Annotated in this window: 15 protein-coding genes; 5 read left to right on the top strand and 10 right to left on the bottom strand. The window is 72.9% G+C overall.

The window, feature by feature from the left end; genetic code table 11:
- Positions 1-90: 90 nt before the first annotated feature.
- Positions 91-1431, top strand: a complete 1341-nt coding sequence (locus ACZ6W9_RS36305) for an SWIM zinc finger family protein (RefSeq protein ID WP_470121813.1) — start codon at positions 91-93, stop codon at positions 1429-1431.
- Positions 1428-4634: a DUF7824 domain-containing protein gene (locus ACZ6W9_RS36300; protein ID WP_470121812.1), complete on the top strand. Its 3207-nt coding sequence runs from the start codon at positions 1428-1430 to the stop codon at positions 4632-4634. Before ACZ6W9_RS36305 ends, ACZ6W9_RS36300 begins: the two co-directional genes overlap by 4 nt.
- A 74-nt stretch (positions 4635-4708) precedes the next feature.
- Here ACZ6W9_RS36300 and ACZ6W9_RS36295 read toward each other — a convergent pair whose 3' ends face one another.
- Genes ACZ6W9_RS36295 through ACZ6W9_RS36285 form a run of 3 tightly spaced genes read right to left on the bottom strand, consistent with a single transcriptional unit; the run spans position 4709 to position 7015 of the window.
- On the bottom strand, positions 4709-5746 hold the full coding sequence (locus ACZ6W9_RS36295; protein ID WP_389970666.1) for a LacI family DNA-binding transcriptional regulator: 1038 nt from the start codon (positions 5744-5746) through the stop codon (positions 4709-4711).
- 16 nt (positions 5747-5762) lie between these two features.
- Complete coding sequence (locus tag ACZ6W9_RS36290; protein ID WP_389970663.1) at positions 5763-6092, bottom strand: hypothetical protein; 330 nt, start codon at positions 6090-6092, stop codon at positions 5763-5765.
- A 5-nt stretch (positions 6093-6097) separates the two neighbouring features.
- Positions 6098-7015: a DUF6772 family protein gene (locus ACZ6W9_RS36285; RefSeq protein ID WP_389970660.1), complete on the bottom strand. Its 918-nt coding sequence runs from the start codon at positions 7013-7015 to the stop codon at positions 6098-6100.
- Positions 7016-7167: 152 nt separating this feature from the next.
- Between ACZ6W9_RS36285 and ACZ6W9_RS36280 the strand changes: the two genes are divergently transcribed.
- Positions 7168-8478 (top strand): MFS transporter, encoded by a 1311-nt coding sequence (locus ACZ6W9_RS36280; RefSeq protein WP_389970657.1) that lies wholly within the window; start codon positions 7168-7170, stop codon positions 8476-8478.
- Positions 8479-8552: 74 nt separating this feature from the next.
- Here the strand turns inward: ACZ6W9_RS36280 and ACZ6W9_RS36275 are convergent, their stop codons facing one another.
- The 6 genes from ACZ6W9_RS36275 to ACZ6W9_RS36250 all read right to left on the bottom strand — a co-directional run bounded on the left by ACZ6W9_RS36275 (position 8553) and on the right by ACZ6W9_RS36250 (position 17482).
- Positions 8553-9431, bottom strand: a complete 879-nt coding sequence (locus ACZ6W9_RS36275; RefSeq protein WP_389970653.1) for an alpha/beta fold hydrolase — start codon at positions 9429-9431, stop codon at positions 8553-8555.
- A 3-nt stretch (positions 9432-9434) separates the two neighbouring features.
- The gene (locus tag ACZ6W9_RS36270) at positions 9435-12131 is read right to left on the bottom strand and encodes a helix-turn-helix transcriptional regulator (protein ID WP_389970650.1); all 2697 of its coding nucleotides are present in this window, start codon (positions 12129-12131) and stop codon (positions 9435-9437) included.
- 67 nt (positions 12132-12198) lie between these two features.
- The gene (locus tag ACZ6W9_RS36265) at positions 12199-14373 is read right to left on the bottom strand and encodes a DEAD/DEAH box helicase (protein WP_389970647.1); all 2175 of its coding nucleotides are present in this window, start codon (positions 14371-14373) and stop codon (positions 12199-12201) included.
- 178 nt (positions 14374-14551) lie between these two features.
- Positions 14552-15457 carry an LLM class flavin-dependent oxidoreductase gene (locus tag ACZ6W9_RS36260; protein ID WP_389970644.1) on the bottom strand — a complete coding sequence of 302 codons (906 nt, stop codon included), beginning with the start codon at positions 15455-15457 and terminating at the stop codon, positions 14552-14554.
- 108 nt (positions 15458-15565) lie between these two features.
- A complete protein-coding gene (locus ACZ6W9_RS36255) occupies positions 15566-16030 on the bottom strand; it encodes a MarR family winged helix-turn-helix transcriptional regulator (protein WP_470121811.1) in 465 nt (154 codons plus the stop codon).
- Positions 16031-16060: 30 nt separating this feature from the next.
- Positions 16061-17482 (bottom strand): MFS transporter, encoded by a 1422-nt coding sequence (locus ACZ6W9_RS36250; RefSeq protein ID WP_389970638.1) that lies wholly within the window; start codon positions 17480-17482, stop codon positions 16061-16063.
- A gap of 84 nt (positions 17483-17566) precedes the next feature.
- Between ACZ6W9_RS36250 and ACZ6W9_RS36245 the strand changes: the two genes are divergently transcribed.
- On the top strand, positions 17567-18436 hold the full coding sequence (locus ACZ6W9_RS36245) for a helix-turn-helix domain-containing protein (protein WP_389970635.1): 870 nt from the start codon (positions 17567-17569) through the stop codon (positions 18434-18436).
- Here ACZ6W9_RS36245 and ACZ6W9_RS36240 read toward each other — a convergent pair.
- Positions 18346-20184, bottom strand: coding sequence for an ABC transporter ATP-binding protein (locus tag ACZ6W9_RS36240; protein ID WP_470121810.1), 1839 nt, complete (start codon positions 20182-20184; stop codon positions 18346-18348). The two genes, ACZ6W9_RS36245 and ACZ6W9_RS36240, sit on opposite strands and share 91 nt — an antisense overlap.
- Before the next feature lie 107 nt (positions 20185-20291).
- Between ACZ6W9_RS36240 and ACZ6W9_RS36235 the strand changes: the two genes are divergently transcribed.
- Complete coding sequence (locus ACZ6W9_RS36235) at positions 20292-20870, top strand: sugar O-acetyltransferase (RefSeq protein WP_362935619.1); 579 nt, start codon at positions 20292-20294, stop codon at positions 20868-20870.
- Positions 20871-21084: the final 214 nt, after the last annotated feature.

The raw sequence follows: 21084 nt of genomic DNA, 5'->3' as shown, positions 1-21084 counted from the left end.
GTTCGGTCCGCCGCCGTCCGGACCCGCGCCGCCGCCGTCCGGATCGGCCGCCGCGCCGGTTTGTCGGTGGGGCGATCTAACGTCCCGGCCATGACTTCAGCGACGCAGGCGTACACGTACGCCGCGCCCTCCTCCCTCATCGGCGGCCGTCTCGGATTGGCGACCTCCGGCGGGCGGGCCCTGTCCGGCCCCGTCGTGGCCCCCCGGTTCTTCAGCGGCGTGGTGACCCAGGCCGCCCCCGCCGCGGCGGCCCTGCTCGGCGTCGCCGATGTGGCTCTGGCCCGCTACCACCAGCCGCAGGCGCGGCCCGGCTGGGTGCGCGACCCGGTGGTGACGTGCAACGGGGACCGGCTGCGGTTCGAGTCGTTCTCGGCCTGCGGCGGCGTGTACGCCCGGCTTGATCTGCTGAGCGGCGCGCTCGACGGCGAGGTGTTCGACCGGGGCACCACCAACGTCGACGTGAACGCGCCGCTCCGGGAGGCGCTGGCGCGCGTCGGCGCGCGTGACCCGTTGCACCTGGGGGTGGGCCTCGACGAGCTGGTCGTGACCACGATGGACGGCGCGGTGGTGGAGAAGAAGGTCCCCCTGCCCGAGCGCTGGTTGCGCGGCTTCGCCGAGGTGCAGGTCATCGCCTCGGGCATGGATCAGCGCGGTGAGCTGACCGGCATGACGGCGGTGCGGTTCCTGCGCGGGCTGCCCAGGAAGGGCACGGTGTGGGTGGCGCAGGCGGGGCGGGAGCCGAAGGTCTCCGACCGCCGGGTCCCGGGCTCGGTCCGGCTCGCCGACCCCGGCCGGCTCGGCGCCCTCCTGCCGCTGCTGCGCTTCGCGAAGTCCCTCCGGGTGTACGGCCCGGCCGACGCCGCCTCCGATGCCGCCTCCAGTGCCTGGGAACTGGAGCTCCCGGGCATGCGCTACACGCTCGCCCTCTCACCCGAGCGCTGGCGCGGTTTCTCCGGCGAGGGCGCGGTGCTCGACGACCTGGCCGCCGACGAGGCCGAGGACGACGCCGACGTGGTGGGCATGCTGCTCAACTTCGAGCCCGAGGTCGAGATCGGCCTGCTGGCCGACCGGGCGGGCATGCCCGCCGACCGGGTGCGGGCCGCGCTGACGCGGCTCGGCGTCGCCGGGCGGGTCGGCTACGACCTGTCGGAAGCCGCCCACTTCCACCGTGAGCTGCCCTATGACAGGGACAACGTGACCGTGCTCAACCCTCGGCTGGCCAAGGCGCGCAGACTCGTCGAAGCGGGTGCCGTGCGCGTCGACGGCGAGTCGGTCACCGTCCGCACCCCGGGCGGTGAGCGCCGGGTCTCGCTGGCCGACGGTTCCTGCACCTGCGAGTGGTGGTGGGACCATCGCGGCTCCCGTGGGCCGTGCAAACACGTGCTGGCCGCCCGGATCGTCGCCCGCGCCGCCGTGGAGGTCTCCCCGTGAGCCTCTGGACGGAGATCTGCGACCTGGTGGCCCGCAACCAGGTCCACCGCCTGGCCGATCGGCTGGTCACGCTCACCGAGGAGGAGCGCGCCGAGCTGGGCGGGCGGCTGCCCGGCCTCGTCAAGGAGCTGCGCCGTGTCCGCACCGAGCAGGTGCGCGCCCAGCGTCCCGGCGACTTCGAGGAGATGGCCTCCTGGGAGGTCGGCGAACTGCTCGACGAACTTGCCGGCGCGCTGCTGCTGACCGGTGTCGGCGTCATCACCGGCCCGGCGGCCGCCGTGACGTGGATGACCGGCCGCGACGTCAACCGCCGCTGGGCCGATGACCCCGACGTCGCCCAGGTGTGCCGGGTGGCGGCCACCCGTCCCCCGGAATGGCGTCGTGACGTCGCGGTCCGCCTGGCCCGGCGGGTGCGCCGTCCCGCCGATCGCGTCGCGCCGCTGGCCGTGGCGCTGCTGCGGGAGTCCGGCGCCGCGCCGCCCGACCACGACCCGCTGGTGGCCGCCTGGCTGGCCGCGCCGAGCGTGGCCGATGACCCGCTGACCCCCGTGCTGCTGCCTCGTGTCTTCACCGCCGACGGCGCGGGCCGCGCCCTCCGTGACGAGCGGCTGGAGCCCCTGCCGACCCGCTGGCTGGCCGCCGCCGCCCGCGAGCTGCCCAGGGAGCAGGTGCTCGACGGTTGCGTGAGCCGTTTCCTGCGCGGCGGCGAGGCGCAGGACCTGCGGTTCTTCGTCCGGCTGCACAGGCTCCTCGACCCCACGCCGGCGGAGGCCGCGCCCCGTCTCCGCGACTACCTGCGGCTGTTGCCGTCGGCTCCGGGCACGGTCGCCGAGCTGGCCACCGAGCAGGTGCGTGAGGCGATGCCACTCGACCACGCCGATCTGGTCGAGGCGGTCGAGGCGCTCACCTTCCGGGAGGAGGCCAAGTTCGCCGCCAGGGGCCTGCGCTGGCTCGACCATGCGATCCGGGCCACGCCCGAGACGGCCGCCGACTTCGTGACCGCGCTGACCACGGCGTACGCGCACAGGTCCTTCGACGTGCGCAACCGCGCGGCCGAGCTGACCCTGAAACACGCCGGCCTGCTCGCCGGCCGTGTCGGAGAGATCCTCGAAGGCGCCCGCCATCTCCCCGCCGACCTGGGTGCGAAGCTCGCCGAGCGGTTCGGCGGCGAGGTCCCGGTCGAGGAGATGCCGGAGCGGAAGGAGTTCCCGCCGCTGCCCGAGCCGGCGGAGGCACAGCGGTTCCCCGAGCCGTCGATCCTCCCCGGCCACCACGAGAACTGGATCGGCCAGGAGCGCTGGCTCGCGGCCTTCGTCACGGGAATCGCCGAGAACAGGGAGGAACTGCGTCGCAGGCTCAGGTCCCACGTCGAGCAGGACCACGGTCACTGGCGGTCCGAGGATGCTCGCCTCGGCCCCGGCGACTGGCGGGCGGCGCTGTCCGCCGAACTCGTCACTCCCGGGAGCGTGCCGGAGCCGCCGCCGATCGGGCCGGAGAAGTTCTGGGACAGCGCGAGTCACTCCGTGGGAGTACGCGTCGTGCCCCGTGGAGAGGAGCCCGATCCCGAGCCGGGACCCCGGCGGATCATGGTGGGCGGCGCCTGCCGGCCGGGCCGCTACCTCGACGACGACGCCCCGCTGCGTGCCTTCTTCATCACCTGGAACAGCGACGACGGTCCGGACGAGGCGGTGGCCCGCGAGGGCGACCGGCGGATCCCCTTCACCGGGGGCCGCATCCACCTGTACGGTCCCCCCGCCGACGTCGAGCGGCCGTGGCGTTCCGGCGCCGGGGAGGGCGAGGAGGTCCACGACGACGGGCCGCCGGATCGCCCCCGTCCGGCGTCGACGAAGCCCGGCGCCCTGTACGACGATTCCGAGGAGGCCATGCCGTCCTTCGTCCTCGACGGCGCCTATGAGCGGATGGCCGGGCTCGGCGTGGATCCCGCTCGGATCGCGGCGATGCGGACGGGGCAGCGGGTGCCCCCTCCGGGTCCGGACGAGCCGCTCGTGGAGGTGACCGTCGTCTTCGTCCCGTCCCGGCTGCGTTCCTTCATGCCCCAGGAGTTGCCCGAGCACGACGAATGGCGGCGGCGCAACCGGCTGCCCCATCCCAATCGCGTCTCCCCGCCCCACGACTTCCTGCTGCACCGCTACGCGGAACTCGCCGAGGCCCTGCGAAACGACGCCCTGCCGCCGGTGCTGCTGTCCACGCCGACCTGGATGAGCGGCCACCTCGACCCCGACGTGCTGGTCGACCGGCTGGAGACCTGCGCCGCCGCCGGGGTGGAGCCGCTCCCCGCCGACCTGGCGCAGGCGCTGCTGCGGCTGCCCAGGGGCGGCCACCGGGCCGCGGCGGAGCGGGCCGCCAAGGTCGACTCGGAGGCGGCGCACTCGGCCGCCCGCTGGCTCGCCGGCGGCGGCATGGCCGACCCCGAGTGCGGCCACCTGTGGCGCCACATGGTGGACGCGTCCATGGTCGAGTTCGGCGACGACGAGCCGGAGCACTTCACCGAGGTCAGGCTGCAGCCGGTGTTGCGGGTGACGGCCCCGACCGGTCATCGCCTGATCGACGAGGTGCTGCTGCGTCAGCCGTTCGACTGGATGGTCGACGAGTTCGGCGGCACGCTCCAGGCATGGCCTGCCATCCTGCCCTCGCACCGTGAGGTCGTGGCCGTCAACTTCCTGCCCTTCCTGCTGCGCGGCCACTGGGGCACATGGGCGACACCCTCGGAGCTCACCGGCCTGGAGGTCGCCCAGGGCCCGATGGGTGAGTCCACGGCGGTGATCCTCGCCTTTCTCCTGGCCGGCGGCGTGCCCGGCGTGATCCCGCTGCTCCTGCGCATGGCCGCCAGGGGCGAGCTGCCCGCCGAGGCGATCGGCCGCCAGCTCGCGCTGGTGCTGCGCCGCACGTGGCGGGAGACCCGCCCCGCCGTCGCGACCCTGGCCGAGCTGGCCGACGCCGGCGGCCACCACGAGGTGTGGCGCATCCTGCGCGCTCTGCTGCCCGGGATGTTGCCGGGCGAGGGGCGGCGTATCACCGTGACCCACGCCGAACTCGTCGCCTTCGCCGCCGACGTGGCACGCTGGACCGGCGCGCGGGGGGAGATCCCGGTCGTCGCCGAGTTCGCGCGCAGCCGCCGGACGATCCGCTTCGTCCACGAGTGCAGACGCCTCCACGCCCAGCTCACCGGAGCTGCTTCATGACCTGCGACGGCGTCCGTACCGAGATGTCGTCCTCGCGCGCACCGGTGGATCCACGCGGTCCGGCGCGGGCCCGCTCACCCCGTCGACCGGCGTTCGACCAGTTCGGCGGGGAGGCGGGTGCTGGTCCGCGGGCGGTCCGGCTCGGCGACCCGGCGCAGCAGCAGCTCGACCGCGGCCGTGCCCGCCTCGTCGGCGGGCAGCCGGATCGTGGTCAGCGCCGGCTGGAGGTACGCGGCGAACGGGTGGTCACCGTACCCGAGCACGCGAACGTCCTCGGGTACGGCCAGGCCGCACTCCCGGACGGCCCGGTAGACGCCCAGCGCGAAGTAGTCGTTCGCGGTGATCACCAGGTCCGGGTGGTTGTCCGGGGTGATCAGGTTGGCGGCCAGGGCGTAGGCGTCGTCGGGCCGCCAGGGCAGGCTGGCGCCGCTCGTGCGGCGGGTGGGCACCTTCAGCACGAGCGAGTGCTCGTGGGCGATGCCCAGCTCGTCGAGCGCGCGGCGGAAGCCCGCGACCCTGGCGGCGACCGTGCTGACGCGGAGGTCCTCCTCCAGCAGCCAGATCCGCCGGACGCCGGGACGGGCCACCCGGACCATGGCGTCGGCGACGGCCGCCTCCACGTCGATGCCGACGAAGTCCAGCCCGCGGCCGGGGATGTCGCGGCTGATCTGCACCACCGGGATGTTCGCCTCGACGAGCCCGTCCCACACGTCGCTCCTGGACTCGGTGGCGACGCCCAGCACGCCGTCCACGCCGAACCGCAGGAGCTCCTGCACCGCGCGCTCCTCGTTCTCGTCGGAGTCCTCGGTCACGAGGAGCAGCACGGAGTAGCCGGCGGCGCGGCACCGCCGTTCGACCGCGGAGATCAGCGCGGCGTAGAACGGGTTCGACGGGTTGGTGATGACCAGGCCGACGACCATGGTCCGGCCGGACACGAGCGAACGGGCGTGGCTGTTCGGAACGTATCCGAGCCGCCTGGCCTCAGCGACGACCAGTGCCCTGGTGCTCTCGCTGACCTGGTCCTTGCCGGTCAGCGCCCGGGACACGGTGTTCGCCGACAGGCCCAGCCGGTCGGCGACATCGCGTAGCGTCACCCGTTGCGAACGTGCCATCCCGTCACCCTCCGGCTCAGCTCTTGCCGACCAAGTAGATCCGAAGTCTGGCAGCCGGGGCCTCGTCGCCGGAAACCCGGCAGCGTACCCGCAGCCACTGGCCGAAGCCGGTGATCGTCCAGCTCGTCATCCCGGGCGTCTCGACGCGGACCGCCGGCACGTCGGCCGGGCACCAGGTCAGGCCGTCCGGCGAGATCTCGGTGGTCAGCTCCAGCGTCCCGGTCAGCTCGTGCGCCTGGACGAAGAAGCGGGCCTCCTGGGCCCACGGAAGCTCGTACGGCTCGGTGGCGAGCTCGTCGTTCACCAGTGCGGCGCGCTCCAGCACCGCGGTCATGGTCGATCGCATCGTCGTCACCAATCCACCGAGATGAGCACGGAGTCGAGGAAGAGGAAGTTGCGGATGTCGGCGTGGGTCCGGACGGAGAAGTAGAAGTTGAGCAGGTTGTCCAGGGTGCTGTAGCGGTCGGGGTAGATCGGCACCGGGACGTCTCTCATGTCCATGACCCGGTCGTTGAGCCGGAGTTCCACGTTCGACCGCGTGCGGGTGTCGATGTCCCAGCGCAGGTAGTGCCAGTTGATCTTGGTGGGCACCTCGTTGACGCACATCTCCAGCGGCTCGTCGAAGTACCGCCAGTCGTCCGGGTTCGGCGCGGTGAAGTCGGCGGCGTACGGCAGGGCGAACCTGCCCTCCTGGTGGTCGCGCGGCGTCGGCTCGGGCACCACCGGGTACATCCACCGCTGGGTCATCTCGCCGTCGAGGTTCGTGTTCTGGTAGCGGATGACGTTGTGGTAGCGCACGCCGTTGTCCGCGCAGATGTCGGTGGCCACGGTGAACGCGCCGAACTGCGACTCCGACGGGTGCCGGTTGCCGTCCCAGGCGACGCTGGCGGGCAGTTCATGGCCGACGGTCGCCTCGGCCTTGAACGCGAAGTGGGCCTCGATGCGCACCAGGCCCCGCCCGGCCATGGTGAGCCGGCGGATGCCGGTGGCCGTGTGCCCCCGGTGGGCGCGGGTGGCGAGCTTCAGCGCGTAGTTCCCGCTGAGCGTGCCGTGCGTGCCGACGTCGAAGAACGAACAGGAGGAGAGCTGCGGTGGCCGGAAGTCGCGCATGTGGTCGTCGACCGTGCCGAGGTCGCCCCGGCCGTTGTAGTTGCCGATCAGCTCGGTCCAGCCGTGGGTGGTCGAGTCGAACCGGTCGAAGCACAGGATCCGTCCGAGCGGATCGTACTTCGACAGGCCGGCGTCGGTGGTCGGCGCTGCGAGTCCCATGCGCAGTCCTCTCTCATTAACGCTCATGTGAACAGCTCGGTGACCGAAACTCTTGACCTTCCGAGCAGCCCACTCGTAGTGTTGCGGCCACATTAACGTTAATGGTCCGAATGCGGGGGCGCAATCGGCAAGCTGTGATGAGGGAGTCAACGATGACAAGGCGGCTCAGCCGGGCCACGATCGCTTCCACCGTCGGCACCGCGCTCGAGTGGTACGACTTCTCGCTGTACGGCACCGCCGCCGCGCTGGTGCTGCCGCTCGTGTTCTTCCCCTCCGGCGACCCGGTGGCGGCGACCCTGTCATCGCTCGGCACCTTCGCCGTCGGGTTCTTCGCCCGGCCCGTCGGCGGCGTCATCATCGGCATCCTCGGCGACCGCGTCGGCCGCCGCACGATGCTGTTCGTCACCCTGCTCCTGATGGCGACGGCCTCCACGCTGATCGGCCTGCTGCCCTCCTACGCCGCCGTCGGCCCGATCGCGCCGATCATGCTCGTGGCACTGCGCGTGGTGCAGGGCCTCGGCGCGGGCGGCGAGTACGCGGGGGCCATGCTGATGTCCGCCGAACACGCCGAGACCCGGGCGCGCGGGCTGAACGCCAGCGTGCCGACCCTCGGCAACGCGATCGGCTCGCTGGTCGCGACGGGCGTCTTCTTCCTCGTCTCCTCGGTCATGCCGCACGAGGCGTTCATCGACTACGGCTGGCGCATCCCGTTCCTGCTCAGCATCCTGGTCGGCGTGGGCGGCGTGATCGTGCGGCTGAAGGTCTCCGACACCCCCGAGTTCCGCGAGGCACGGGAGAGCGGCGACAGCGTGCGGGCGCCGCTGCGGGCGTTGTTCGCCTCCTCCCGCCACAAGATCATTCCCGGCATGCTCATCAGCGTCGCGCCGAACGTCATCAGCTACCTGCCGTCCGTCTACGCCCTGACCTACCTGACCACGCACGTGCACGCCGAGGCGTGGATCGGCCTGACCGCCGTGGTGATCGCCAACCTCGTCAAGATCGTCACCGTGCCGACCGCCGGCTGGCTGTGCGACCGGTTCGGGCGCCGCCCGGTGATGGTCACCGGATCGGTCGCGGCGGCGGTGCTGTTCTATCCCTTCTTCTTCATGCTCGACACCGGCACGCCCGTCGTGATCTGGGCCGCCTTCGTGATGATCTTCACGCTCTGCAACGACCTGACGCTCGCCTCGCAGGCCACGATGATGTCGGAGCTGTTCGACGTCCGGTACCGCTACACCGGCGTCACCTTCACCCGGGAGATCGCCGGCGCCGTCGTCGGCGGCTGCATCCCCTTCGTGGCCGCCTGGCTCGACGGCTGGTCCGGTGGCCAGATCTGGCCCATCGTGCTGGTGTCCGCCCTGCTGTGCCTGCTCTCGGCGCTCGGCACCCGGTTCATCAGCGAACCCGACCATCTGCGGCGGCCCTCACCGGTGGCGGCGCGCAGCGGCGGCACGGCCGCGTAGTCCACGCACCGGCCCCGAGACGCGGGCGTGCCGTACCGGCGGGGCTCCTCGCGGATCGTGTTCCACCGCGATCATCACCCCGCCGTGTGCGCGAGGATGGCGGTGGCCAGTTCCTCGTGCGCCTCCGGCGGCAGCGTGTGCCCCATGCCCTCCACGATCATGAGCCGCGCCCCCGGGATCCGCTCGGCGATGACCGCGCCATGGCCCGGCTTGACGGGCTCGTGGCTGCCCTCGATGACCAGCGTGGGCGCCTGCACCCGGTGCAGCACGCCCACCGGCTCGAAGTCGGGCCTGGCCATGGCGGCCAGCCGGTGGTTGGCCACCGCCGACAGGTCGCGGGCCCGCTCGTGGATCCGCTCCTGCAGCCGGCGGGCCGCGTCCTCGTCGAACGGCAGGCCGGTGCCGTGCAGCACGCGCTGTTCGGCGATCATGCCGTCGATCACCGCGCGCCGGTCCTGCGGCGGCGGGGCGGCCATCAGCGCGCGGTAGAAGGCCACGAACTCCGGCGCCGGCTCCGGCAGGGCGTCCTCGGACTGCGGCTGCCCCGTCAGGGCCCGCACGAGCACCTCGCCCTCGCCTCCGCCGAGCGGCGAGGAGGCGATGACGGTCAGCGAGCGCACCCGCTCCGGCCGCTCCACGGCGATGAGCTGGCCGAGCAGCCCGCCCGCCGAGTGGCAGACCAGGTGCGCGCTCTCCAGGCCGTGGGCGTCCATCACGCGGTAGACGTCATCCTTGATGTCGTCCCATGTGTACGGCTCCGCCTCGAAGTCGACGGTGCCGGACATGCCGGTGTCGCGATGGTCGTACCGGATCACCCGGCGGCCTCCGGCGGTCAGGCGGCCGACGAACTCGTCCGGCCACAGAACGCCCTGCGACATCGAACCCATGATCAGCAGGATCGGCGCGTCGGTCTCGGCGCCGAACTCTTCACTCCAGATGTTCACGTTCTGCATGCCTCACAGCATGCCGTCCCCGGCCACGGGCGCCTTCTGTAGAACTACCAGTCGCGCCAGGTCAGTACGTGAGCCGATGCCCAGCTTCGGATAGATCTTGTACAGGTGGTACTCGACCGTGCGCGGGCTCAGGAAGAGCGTGGCGGCGATCTGCTTGCTCGACAACCCGTCGGCGACCAGGCCCGCGATGCGCAGTTCCTGCGGGGTCAGCGCGTCCAGCGCGGTCGCGGGCGGGGCCTGCCCGCTCTCGCCGGCCGCCCGCAGCTCGTCCTGCGCGCGCCGCGCCCACGGCCGCGCGCCGGCCCGCTCGAACGTCTCCCACGCCGTCCGCAGATGCGCCCGCGCCTCGCCCGGCCGCTGCGTGCGGCGCAGGCGCTCACCCAGCAGCAGGGCCGTCCTGGCCGCCTCGAACGGGTTGGTGTGCAGCCGCAGCGCCTCGCCGAAGGCGTCCTCGGAGGCGTCGACCAGGCCCCGGCAGCGGGCCAGCAGCGCGCGCGACTCGGGCGTCGCGGCGTGCGCCGACCACCGCTCGTACGCGGCCAGCGCCGCCCTCGCGCCCGTCTCGTCACCCGCGCCCAGGGCGGCCTCGACGTGGTCCGGTGCGGACCGCCACACCACGGTCGGATGCCCGGCGCCCGGTCCCGCCGCGGCGATGGCCGTGAAACGGTCACGTGCCGCCGCGTGGCGGCCCAGGCACAGGTCGAGCATCGCCAGCGCGTACGCGGCCACCCCCGCGCGCAGTCCCACCCGGTGCGGGATCGCGATGGCCAGCGCCTCGCGGGCCTGCCGCTCACACGGCTCCTCCTCGCCGCGCAGCGCCGCCAGCACCGCCAGGCCGGCCAGGTGCGCGGCCACCGTGTTCTCGTACCCGGCCTCCCGGGCCAGCGCCAGGCCCTCCTCGGAGACGGCCTGGCTGCGTGCCAGCCGCCCGGCGATCCGCTCGGCGGTCGCCACGAACTCCAGCACGACGGGGAGCTGCCCGGTCATCCCCGACACCCTGGCCACCCGCCCGGCCCGCTCGGCCATCTCGGCGGCCAGATCCGGCTCGCCCAGCGCGCTGGCCGCGGCCGCCGCCCACAGATGTCCCGTCGCGTCCTCCTGCTCGCCGGCCCGCGCCAGCGCCCGGCGCAGCAGGCCCGGCCCCGCGGCGTCACCGTCCATCGTCAGGCCGATCCCGGCCACCGTGTCCCGCAGGAACCCCTCGGGGTACGCCACCGCCCGCCGGCCGAGCTCGGCGATGGTCGCCGTGTCACCGACGTACGAGGCCGCCTCCACCGCGTCGGCCAGCATGTCCAGGCCGTCGCCCGCCGCCAGGATCCGTACGGCCTCGGCGGCGTCGCCCGAGTTCAGCTCGAACCGGCCCCGGAGCCGGGCGATCTCCATGGCGAGGGCGGCGTCCCCACCGGCCCGTTCGCGCGCCTCGGCCAGCAGCGACTGCGCCTGTCCCGGACGGCCGCCGAGCCAGGCCGCGACGGCGGCGTCCTTCAGGCGGACGGCACGTGCACGCGGCTCGGGAGTCAGCTCGGCGGCCCTGGCCAGGGCGGTGGCGGCGGCGCCGTACCCGCCGCGGTCGCGTGCCCGCTCCGCGGCGGCCGTCAGCACGGCGGCGACCTGCTCGTCCTGGCCCAGGACGGCTCCGGCCAGGTGCCAGGCGCGGCGGTCGCCCTCGGTCAGCTCCGCCAGGACGGTGCGCACGCGGCGGACGTCGGCGGGGGCGGCCGCCTCGTGGAGCGCCGATCGGATGAGCGGATGGCGGAAGCGCACGCTCGTGCCCGACACCCCGGCCAGTCCGCTCTCCTCCAGCTCGGCCAGCGCCGCCCGCCCGGTTCCCGTATCCGTGCCGGGCGGCGTCGGCCGCCCGGCGGACAGTCGCCCGGTGGCGCGCAGGACCAGGTCGAGATCGGCCTCGACGGCGGCGACCAGGGCGGCCAGCCGGGCGGGATCGGACAACCCGGCCACCCGATCGCCGAAGAGCCGGGCGCCGCCGGGCAGCGGATCGGGCAGCGGTTCGCGCCCGGCGAGCTGCGCGGGCGTCAGACGGGCGGCGATCTCGCCCAGGGCGAGCGGGTTCGCGCCGGTGAGCGTGACGAGCTCCCGTCTCACCCGGGCGGGCAGCGTACCGTGGCGGGACTCCAGCAGCTCGTCCGCGGCGGACTCGGCCAGGCCGCGCACGTCCACCGTCGACGGCACGCCCTTGACCGGAGCCTCCCCGCGTACGGCGAGCAGCATCGCGATCCGTTCCGTCCCCAGCCGCCTGGCGGCGAACAGCAGCGCGTCGGCCGAGGCCCGATCGACCCACTGGAAGTCGTCGACCACGCAGACCAGCCCGTCCGGAACGGCCGCCTCGGCCAGCAGCGAGAGCACACCGGCCCCCACCAGGAACCGATCGCCGGCACCGCCCGCGGCGAGTCCCAGGGCCGCGCGCACGGCATCGCGCTGCGGCTCGGGCAGCGCGTCGAGCGAGCCGGCCACCGGCCACAGCAACTGGTGCAGCGCCGCGAACGCGAGGTCGGACTCGGACTCGACACCGGTGGTCCGCAGCACCCGCATCGCGCCGCCGCGCGCGGCCGCCGCGTCGAGCAGGGCGGTCTTGCCCACGCCCGCCTCGCCCCGCAGCACCACCGCGCCGCCGGAACCGTCGCCGGCCCGCGCGATCACCTCGTCGAGTGCGCTGATTTCCGCAGATCTGCCGTAAAGCACGAAAACCCACTGTAGAAGGCCCCGTACCGCCGTCCGCCGACGGCCGTGTCATCGTTTCACCGGACGCTCAGGGAACCAGCGCGAGCCTTTCCTGTTCCTCCTGCACGATCCGGCGGGCCAGCGCCTGCTCGGAGACGTCGATCGCGTCGGGGGTGGACGCGGCGACCTCGCTGTGCCGGGCGTAGTCGTCGAACAGCCTGGCCTTGGTCCCCAGGATCTCGAGCATGCGCTGGTCGACGCTGTCCGCCACCAGGAGCCGGTGCACCTGGACCTTGCGGACCTGCCCCATCCGGTGCGCGCGGGCCACCGCCTGGCTCTCCATCGTCGGCTTGACCTGGGGCTCGCAGAGGATGACCACGGAGGCGGCCTGGAGGTTGAGGCCGACCCCGCCCGCCTGGATCTGGCTGAGCAGCACCGCGTGCCCGGAGGAGGCGGCGAAGTCGTCGACGATCCGCTGACGGCGGGCGGCGCCGACGTCCCCGGAGATCGGCCCGTGGAGCCGTCCGCCGAGGGCGTCGTGGACGGCGGCCAGGACGTCGCGGAAGTAGGAGAAGACCACGACCTTGAGGTCGTTCTCGGCCGCCTCGTCCACGAGCTCCCGCAGTCGCTGCAGCTTGGCGGACCTCCCGGGCACGGCGTAGGCGGCGCGGCGCATCGCCATGAAGTTCCCGCCGGTCACGGCCTCGCGGTAGGCGGCCAGGTCCTCCGGGCTGAACTCCTCCCACTCCTCCACCTGCACCAGGTCGGGCAGCTCGGTGAGGACGTCCCGCTGGTTGCGGCGGAGGTAGACGGGCGCGACGGCCCGCCGGAACGTCTGCGGCCCGGTGAAGGTGTTGTTCAGCTGCACCTCGGAGAGCAGGTCCGGCTGGAGATGGCCGACCAGCGCGCAGAACTCCCCGACGCGGTTCTCCATCGGGGTGCCGGTCAGGAAGAGCACCCGGCCGACCCGGTCGCACCAGCCCGCGACGGCCTGCGAACGGCGCGTCTCCGGGTTCTTCACGTAGTGCGCCTCGTCGACCACGAGCATCCCGACGGGGACGTCCTCCCGGATCCGGAGACGGTGCAGCGTGTCGATCGTCGTCACGGCGACCCCTCCCCTGCGGGTCCACTCCGCCAGGGCCGCGGCCCGGTCGGTGCCGTGCAGGGCGTACGCCCTGAGCCTGCTGCGGTTCTCGATCTCCCGCATCCAGTTGATCAAAACGCTGGCCGGGCACGCCACCAGGAAGTGCGTGTCGCCGCGGGCCCTGAGGTGGGCCAGGGCCGCGATCGCCTGGACGCTCTTGCCCAGCCCCATCTCGTCCCCCAGGATCACCCGGCCCTGGGCGAGCGCGAACCGGGCGCCGAACGACTGGTAGCCGCGGAGCGAGACGTTGAGATGGGTGTCGTCGAGCTCCTGGCCCTTGACCCGCGCGGCGATGTCGTCGGGCAGGAACCCCTCGGTGGCGGCGCGGCCGGGCCCGATGCCCAGGATCTCGCCGAGGAGGCCGTGGTACTCGGGGGCGCGGACCTCGAAGTCGATCCAGACCTCCGCCTCGGACGGTTCCGGGCGGAGCAGGTCGGTGGTGACCTGGGCGAAGAGCAGCCTCAGACCGTCGTCCCCGGCCCGGTCGAGCGCGGCGGCGATCCGCTCCGCGGCCTCGCGTGCCCGGTCGCGGCCCCGCGCGCCCGCCAGCAGCATCAGCATCCGGCTGCGCGCCGGGGCCGCGACGGGCACGAGGGGCTCCAGCTTCTCCCTGAGCGCTCCGGCGGCCTCGCAGGCGCGCGACAGGTCGGGGCCGGGAGCCAGCAGCCGGTGCAGGGCGACGAGCAACGCGGTGGTCCCGGGGTCCCGCCGGTCGACGTCGATCCGGACGGTGACGGACTCCTCCGCCGCCTTCGCGATCTGCGCGGCGGCCGCGTGCACCTGGGCCGCCGTACGCGCCCCGATCCCGGGCAGGAGCTGGAGCCCGTACGGCGTGTCGTCCAGGACCTGCCGGACGGTGGCGTAACCGGCCTGTTCGAGGGCCCCGAGCCGCAGCCGCCCGCCGGTGACGTCCTTCAGCCGGGCGACGGGCATCGAGCCCAGCTCTTCCCGCGCCCGCTCGGCCCGCACCTCCGACACCGCCCGCCGGGCGTCGGCGTCGGCTCGTCCGCTGTCGGCCAGCAGGGCCCCGGCCGCGGCCAGAAGACCTTCGGCCTCCGACAGGAGGCGCCTGATCTCCTTGGGGGCGAGTGGGATGGATTGCCGCGTGATCCCGTCCACGTTCCAGCTCCTCCGCCGTGATCCGGGCCGCCGCCGCCTCCAGAGAGATCACTCAGGAAGATCGGCCGTCAGGCGATCGTCCGTGTGGACTTTAACATTGTCTGTCCGTTTGGAACCGGGCTTTCGACAGTGGTTTCGATCCCGGGGACCCTCGCCACGCGGAATCCCCGCTCGATCGCTATTTCGCGATCGCCTCGCGCACGGCCGGGACGATCTCCTGGGCCCAGCGGGCCAGTGTGGTGGGGTCGGCGACGCCGTGGTCGGCGGAGAAGAGCACGAAGCCCGACGCGCCGTGCTCCAGCACGGCGCCGGTCAGCTCCTCGGCCCACTGGTCGACGGAGCCGCCGATCCAGCGGCCCTCGTGGTCCCGGGTGGCGGGCAGCGGCCGGTCGGTGACGCGCCCGGGGAAGTTGAAGACCGTGCGGATCTCGTCCGGGTCGCGGCCGGCGGACGCCGCCGCCTCGTCGATGACCGGCCGCGACGTCCGGTAGCGCTCGCTGAGCCAGTCGGCCGCGTGGCCGGGGATCCAGCCGTCGGCGACGCGGCCGGTGGCGGCCAGGCTTCTCGGCCCGTTCGACCCCGTCCACACCGGCACCGCAGCCACGGGCGCGGGCTCGATCCGGTGCACCCGGTGGTGCCTGCCCTCGTAGGTGACCGGGGGGCCGCCGCCCGACAGCTTCTTGATCAGGACGATGGCCTCCTCGAAGGCGTCCACGGCGTCGCCAGGCGTCTGCCGCGGCACCCCCATGTCGGCGATGCGGTCCCACAGCCCTCCCGCGCCCATGCCCAGCACGACGCGGCCGCCGGACAGCGCCGACAGCGACGTCACGGTCCTGGCCAGCATGGGAGCGGGCCGGGTCGGCAGGTTGGTGACGTTGGCGAAGCCCGCGATGCGCTCGGTGCGCCCGAGGATGAAGCCGAGGGCGGCGTAGGCGTCCAGCCGCGCGCCGAGGTAGGGGTGGTCCGACAGCGAGAAGACGTCGAGCCCGTCCCGCTCCGCCTGCTGGACCATGTGCAACAGCTCGGGTATGTCGCCGAGGTTGGAATGCGCACCGAAACCGAAGACCACATCAGATGCGGACAAGACACTGCCTTTCCATAGTGCAAGGAGAACCGACACGAGAGAAAAAGGGGTACAGTTCGCATCACGAACAATATTAGTTCGTGATGCGAACTTCAACCCTTCTCCCGGTCAGGGCGAGGTGTCCGGCTCCATGAAGACGGCGGGGACCTTGTTGTCCGTCACCACGCGGCCGAGCAGGGCGGCGAGCATGTCGCGCTCCGCCGGGACGAACCCCGAGGTCAGCTCCTCGATCCGGCGGCAGGTCGCGGTGTAGAACTCCTCGGCCAGCCTGGCGCCGCGCCCGGTCAGGGCCACCCGTACCGCGCGGGAGTCCTCGGGGTCGGGTTGGCGCCGGACCAGGCCGTTGCGTTCGCTGCGGTCCACCAGGCCGGTCAGGCTCGACTTGGCGAGGCCGAGCATCGCGCCCAGCTCGCCCATGCCGTACGGCCGCGCCATCAGCACGCACAGCAACTGACCCTGCTGCTGGGTGATGCCGTACTCGCGGGCGGAGTCCACATAAACGGCGTTCACCAGGAACGTGGACCGCACCAGCGCGGCCACCACCCCGATGGGGCCGTCGGCATTCTTGCTCATTGGCACAGAGTAGCGAATTCGTGGTACGAACTATCGGCTTCGGTCCCTTTCGGCGCCGGACACGGAGGAGACGGTGCGGCGGGCCAGAGCCACCCGCACGGCGCACGCCGTTCCGATCGCGAGGAGGACGACGCAGGCGGCGGTCACCCGCAGGAGACCCTCGGCGGAGGAGGGCGCCGCGAAGTAGACGCTCCCGAGTCCGGCGACGGCGGTCACCCCGGCGAGCACGGGCCCGGTGGAGTTCAGCGCCGAGATCGCCGACGCCAGCCGCGGCTCCACCAGAGAGGTGATCTGCGCCATCAGCGGACTGTACCCGGCGGCGTGACCGGCCCCGGCGAGGAACAGCAGCGGCATGGAGCCGAGCGGGTGCCACCGGTCACGGTGGAGGAGCACCAGCAGGGCCGCCCCCGCCGCGAACATCACCGGTCCCGCCACCGGCAGCGCGCTCTGCAGCCACCGCGGGTAGCGGTTCCAGCTCAGGCTGAGGACGCCGAAACCGAGGGTGTACGGAACGAACGCCAGCCCGGCGTGGAGCGGGGAGTGGCCGAGCGCGGTCTGCAGGTGCAGCGTCAGGGTGAACAGGAAGACGGTGTAGCACCCCATGATGATCCAGCAGGCCGCCAGCCCCGGCCCGGTTCCGCCGGGCCGCAGCGCCGCCGGGTCCAGCAGCGGATTCCGCGCTCTGGCCTCATGGCGGACGAACGCCACCAGCAACGTGACACCGCACGTCAGCGAGATCCACGTCCAGGCGGGCCAGCCGTGGTCCCGGCCGAAGATGAGCGGGACGGTGAGCGCCGTCATGGCGACGGTCAGGAGCGCCACTCCGGCCGGGTCGAGCCGTACCCGCCGGTCCGCGCGGTGGTCCGGCAGGATCCGCGGGCCGGCCGCCAGCAGGATCAGGCCGATCGGAACGTTGATCAGGAAGATGGGCCGCCAGGAGAGGCCGAACAGGTCGGCGCCGGCGATCAGGCCCCCGACGACCTGCCCCAGCGCGACTCCCAGGGCGAGCACCGTGCTGTAGACGCCGATCGCCTTACGGCGTGCCGCTCCGTCCCAGTGCATGTGGACGAGGGCGAAGATCTGCGGCGTGAGCAGCGCCGCCCCCATGGCCTGGACGACACGGGCGAGTACCAGCACGATCGCGTCAGGGGCCAGTCCGCACAGCAGCGACGCCCCGGTGAACCAGCCGAGCCCGAGCAGGAACGCACGCCGGTGTCCGATGACGTCGCCGATCCGGGCGCAGGTGACCAGCAGCACGCCGGTGGTCAGCAGGTAGCCCGACACGACCAGCTGGATCTCGGCGCCACCCGCGTGCAGGCTCTCGCGGATGGTCTCCGCCCCCACCGACACGATCGACCCGTCCATGGACGCCATGGCCTGCCCGGTGAGCAGTACGGCCAGCATCCGGTTCCGGTGGGCGGCCGTCACCGGCGGAGGAGAAAGATTGATCATGCATCCAGCGTCGGCCGTCCATGCCCGTCCGTCTTGAACGAATATGCGGATGGCGCTGTCGGTGGTGATGCGTAGGGTTGTCCGGTGCGTACCGCGAAGAGGCTGGTCGAAAGCCCGCACTTCATGATCGACGTTGTCGGGTGCGAGGACGACCACGCCGGCTGGTCCGTTCCGGAGACGTCATCCGCGGCCGAGATCGTGCTGGTCCGGCGGGGCCGGTTCCGGCTGGACTCCCAGGGCCGGCGGATGACGGCCGAGCCCACCGTCGGCTACCTGCACCGCCCGGGGTGGGAGATACGCTTCGCCCACCCCGCGGGCGGTGACGTGTGCACCTCGATCACATTCGTCGGCGACGCGCTGACGGCCGGGCTCGATGCCGCCCGTTCTCCCGCGGTCCACGTGGACGCGCGGCTCGAACTGGCCCATCACCTGCTGCTGCGTACCGGCGCCGACCCGGACTTCGCCGCCGTCGAGGCCGTCCTGGACCTCCTGTTGCTGGCCCTCCGCGAACAGTCCCGGGACGCGCCTTCGCCGGGACGGCGGGAGTTGGCGGACCACGCCCGGGAGGCGATCCTCTCCGGCGAGCCGGACTGCGCCGACCTGGTGGCCCTGGCCCGACGTTTGGGGACCTCCCCGTCCCATCTGAGCCGCACCTTCCGCCACCACGTGGGCATGCCCCTGAGCCGCTACCGCAACCGGGTGCGGGTGAGCCGCGCGCTGACGCGCATGGACCAGGGCGAGACGAGCCTCGCGGCGCTCGCGGCCGGCCTCGGCTTCAGCGATCAGGCCCACCTGACCCGGGTCATGCGCGACGAGCTGGGCCACACACCCGGCCGGGTCCTCACCCTCCTCGCCTCCGCGTCTCAGTCGGCGCCCGTCGCCTCCAGAAGCGCGTCCTGGGCGTCGTCGTCGATCAGGAAACCACCGGACTGGTGGTGCCAGAGCCGGGCGTAGGGCCCCTGGGCCCGGAGCAGTTCGCCGTGGGTGCCCTGCTCCACGACGCGCCCCTGGTTGAGGACGATGAGCCGGTCCATGCGGACGACGGTGCTCAGGCGGTGCGCGACGACGAGCGCGGTGCGGTCCTGCATCAGGTTCCACAGCGCCTCCTGGACGAGGATCTCGCTCTCGGAGTCCAGGGCGCTGGTCGCCTCGTCCAGCAGCAGGATCGGGGCGTCGCGCAGGATGGCGCGCGCGAGCGCGACGCGCTGCCGCTGGCCGCCGGAGAGCTTGACGCCGCGCTCGCCGACCAGGGTTTCGAACCCGTCCGGCAGCGCCTCGACGAACTCCGTGACGTGCGCCGCCTCCGCGGCCCGGCGGATCTCCGCCTCGGTGGCCCCCGGCCGGGCGAACGCGATGTTGTCGCGCACGGACCGGTGGAACATCGCGGGTTCCTGGGGGACGTAGGCGATGAGGCCGCGCAGGTCGGCCTGGCGCATCCGGGCGATGTCCTGCCCGCCGACGAGGATCCTGCCGCCGTCCACGTCCATGAGGCGCAGCAGCAGCCGGGTGAGGGTGCTCTTGCCGCCGCCGGACTGGCCGACCAGCCCGATCCTGGCACCGCCGGGGATGTCCAGGTCGAGGTCCCGGAACAGGGGCGGGCCGTCGCCGTAGGAGAACGTCACCCGTTCGAAGGTGACGCCCGCGCCGGACGGGCGCAGCGGCTGCGGGTCGGCCGGGTCGACCACGGTGGGCGGCACGAGGAGCAGCTCGGTGAACTGGGCCGCCTCGGTGAGCAGGCTCTCCATGCGCCGGTAGATCTGGTTGAACTCGAACATGATGCCGATCGCGTTCGAGTAGTAGGTGAACGTCACCACGATGGCCTCCGCGCCGAGACCGCCCCGGAGCGCCACGGCGAGGAGCAGGCCCAGGGAGCTGGTGAGCACCGACAGCGGGGCGACGACGGTGTCCACCCGGAGGTTGCCGTAGTCCCAGGACCGCAGGGACAGCCTGCGCTGCTCGGCGGCCCTGCCCCGGTACTCCGCGGCCTCGCGTTCCTCGGCGGCGAAGGCGCGGACCGTGTCCATGTTGGTCAGCACGTCGGCGACGTGGCCCGACACCAGCACCCTGGCGGCCTCGCGCTCGTCGACCAGCGCCTGGCGGCGGCGGATGAGCGGGGCGATGAGGAGGCCGGTGACGGCGATGAGGCCCAGCAGGACGAGGACCAGCAGCGGGTGGTACCGCCACAGGACCACCGAGGCGAAGAGCAGGGGCACCACCTTGGCGATGACCGAGAAGGTGAGCGTGTCGAAGAAGTCCTCGAACCGGGAGGAGAACCCGATGACCCGCTTGGTCAGCGAACCGGCGAAGTTGTCGTGGAAGAACGCGGTGTCCTTCGCCATCAGCTCGTCCATGCCGACCACGCCGAGCCGTTCGATGCCCCGGGCGTCGGTGCGGTTCAGGAAGTGCAGTCCCAGCCGCCACAGCGCCTCGCCCGCCAGCAGCAGCGCGCCGAAGCCGAGGACGTACGGCAGCAGCGCGTCGAGGGTGCCGTCGCCGCCGCCGGCCAGGTGCCCCACGAGCCCGGCCACCATCAGCGGCGCCAGGTAGGCGAGGCAGATGTTGCCCATCGCCGGCAGCGCCAGCGCGGGCACCGCGATCGGCCACTGGCGCCGCACCTCGCCGCAGTAGTGGCGCAGCGCCAGCAGGACCGCCGACCTGCGCGCGGCCGGACTCTCCTCGGAGCCTTCGTGTGATCCGGTCACAGTCGCCCCCACCCCTCCCCGGACGCCTACCCCGCCTCGGTCATGCTGCCCCAGGGCCGTACGGCGGAGCGAACGGTTTTCCCGTCACCCCGCCTAGGGTCGTCGTCATGACCGACTTCTTCGCCGGGGACCCCCGCACCAACCGCGAGCGCATGCTGGCCGGAGACCTGTACATCGCCGACGACCCGGAGCTGGGGGCCGCCCTCGGACGCGCCGCCGCCCTCGCCCACCGGTACGGCGAGCTCTACCACGCCGACCAGGGGGCCGCCCGGTCCGTCCTTGAGGAGCTGCTCGGCTCGATCGCCCCCGACGCCCACATCCGGCCGCCGCTGTACGTCGACTACGGCTCCCACATCACGGTCGGTTCCGGCACGTTCGCCAACTACGGGCTGACCGCCCTGGACGTGGCGCCCATCACCATCGGCGACGACGTGCAGATCGGGCCGAACGTCCAGCTGCTCACCCCCACCCACCCCGTCGAGCCCGAGCCACGGCGGGCGAAGCTGGAGGCCGCCAGGCCGATCGTGATCGGGGACAACGTCTGGCTCGGCGGTGGCGCCATCGTGCTCGCCGGGGTGACGATCGGCGCGAACAGCGTCATCGGCGCCGGCGCCGTCGTCACCAGGGACGTCCCCGCGAACGTCGTCGCCGTGGGCAACCCGGCCAGGGTGGTCCGCCACCTCTGAGGGAAACCGGACGCCCCTCGGGCGACCCGCGCCAGGCGGGCTTCCGGCCGGTTTCCGAGCCGTCCCGTCCGCCGTGCCCGCGGGCGGGGCGGCCCGCGGGGCGGGGTGTCAGGAGGCGTGGTGTCAGGAGTTGGTGGGGAAGCCGAGGTTGACGCCGCCGTGGCTGGGGTCGAGCCAGCGGGAGGTGACGACCTTGCCCCGGGTGTAGAAGTGG

It is taken from the genome of Streptosporangium sp. NPDC053982 (assembly GCF_055585205.1).
This window is presented reverse-complemented; position numbering and strand designations above follow the sequence as displayed.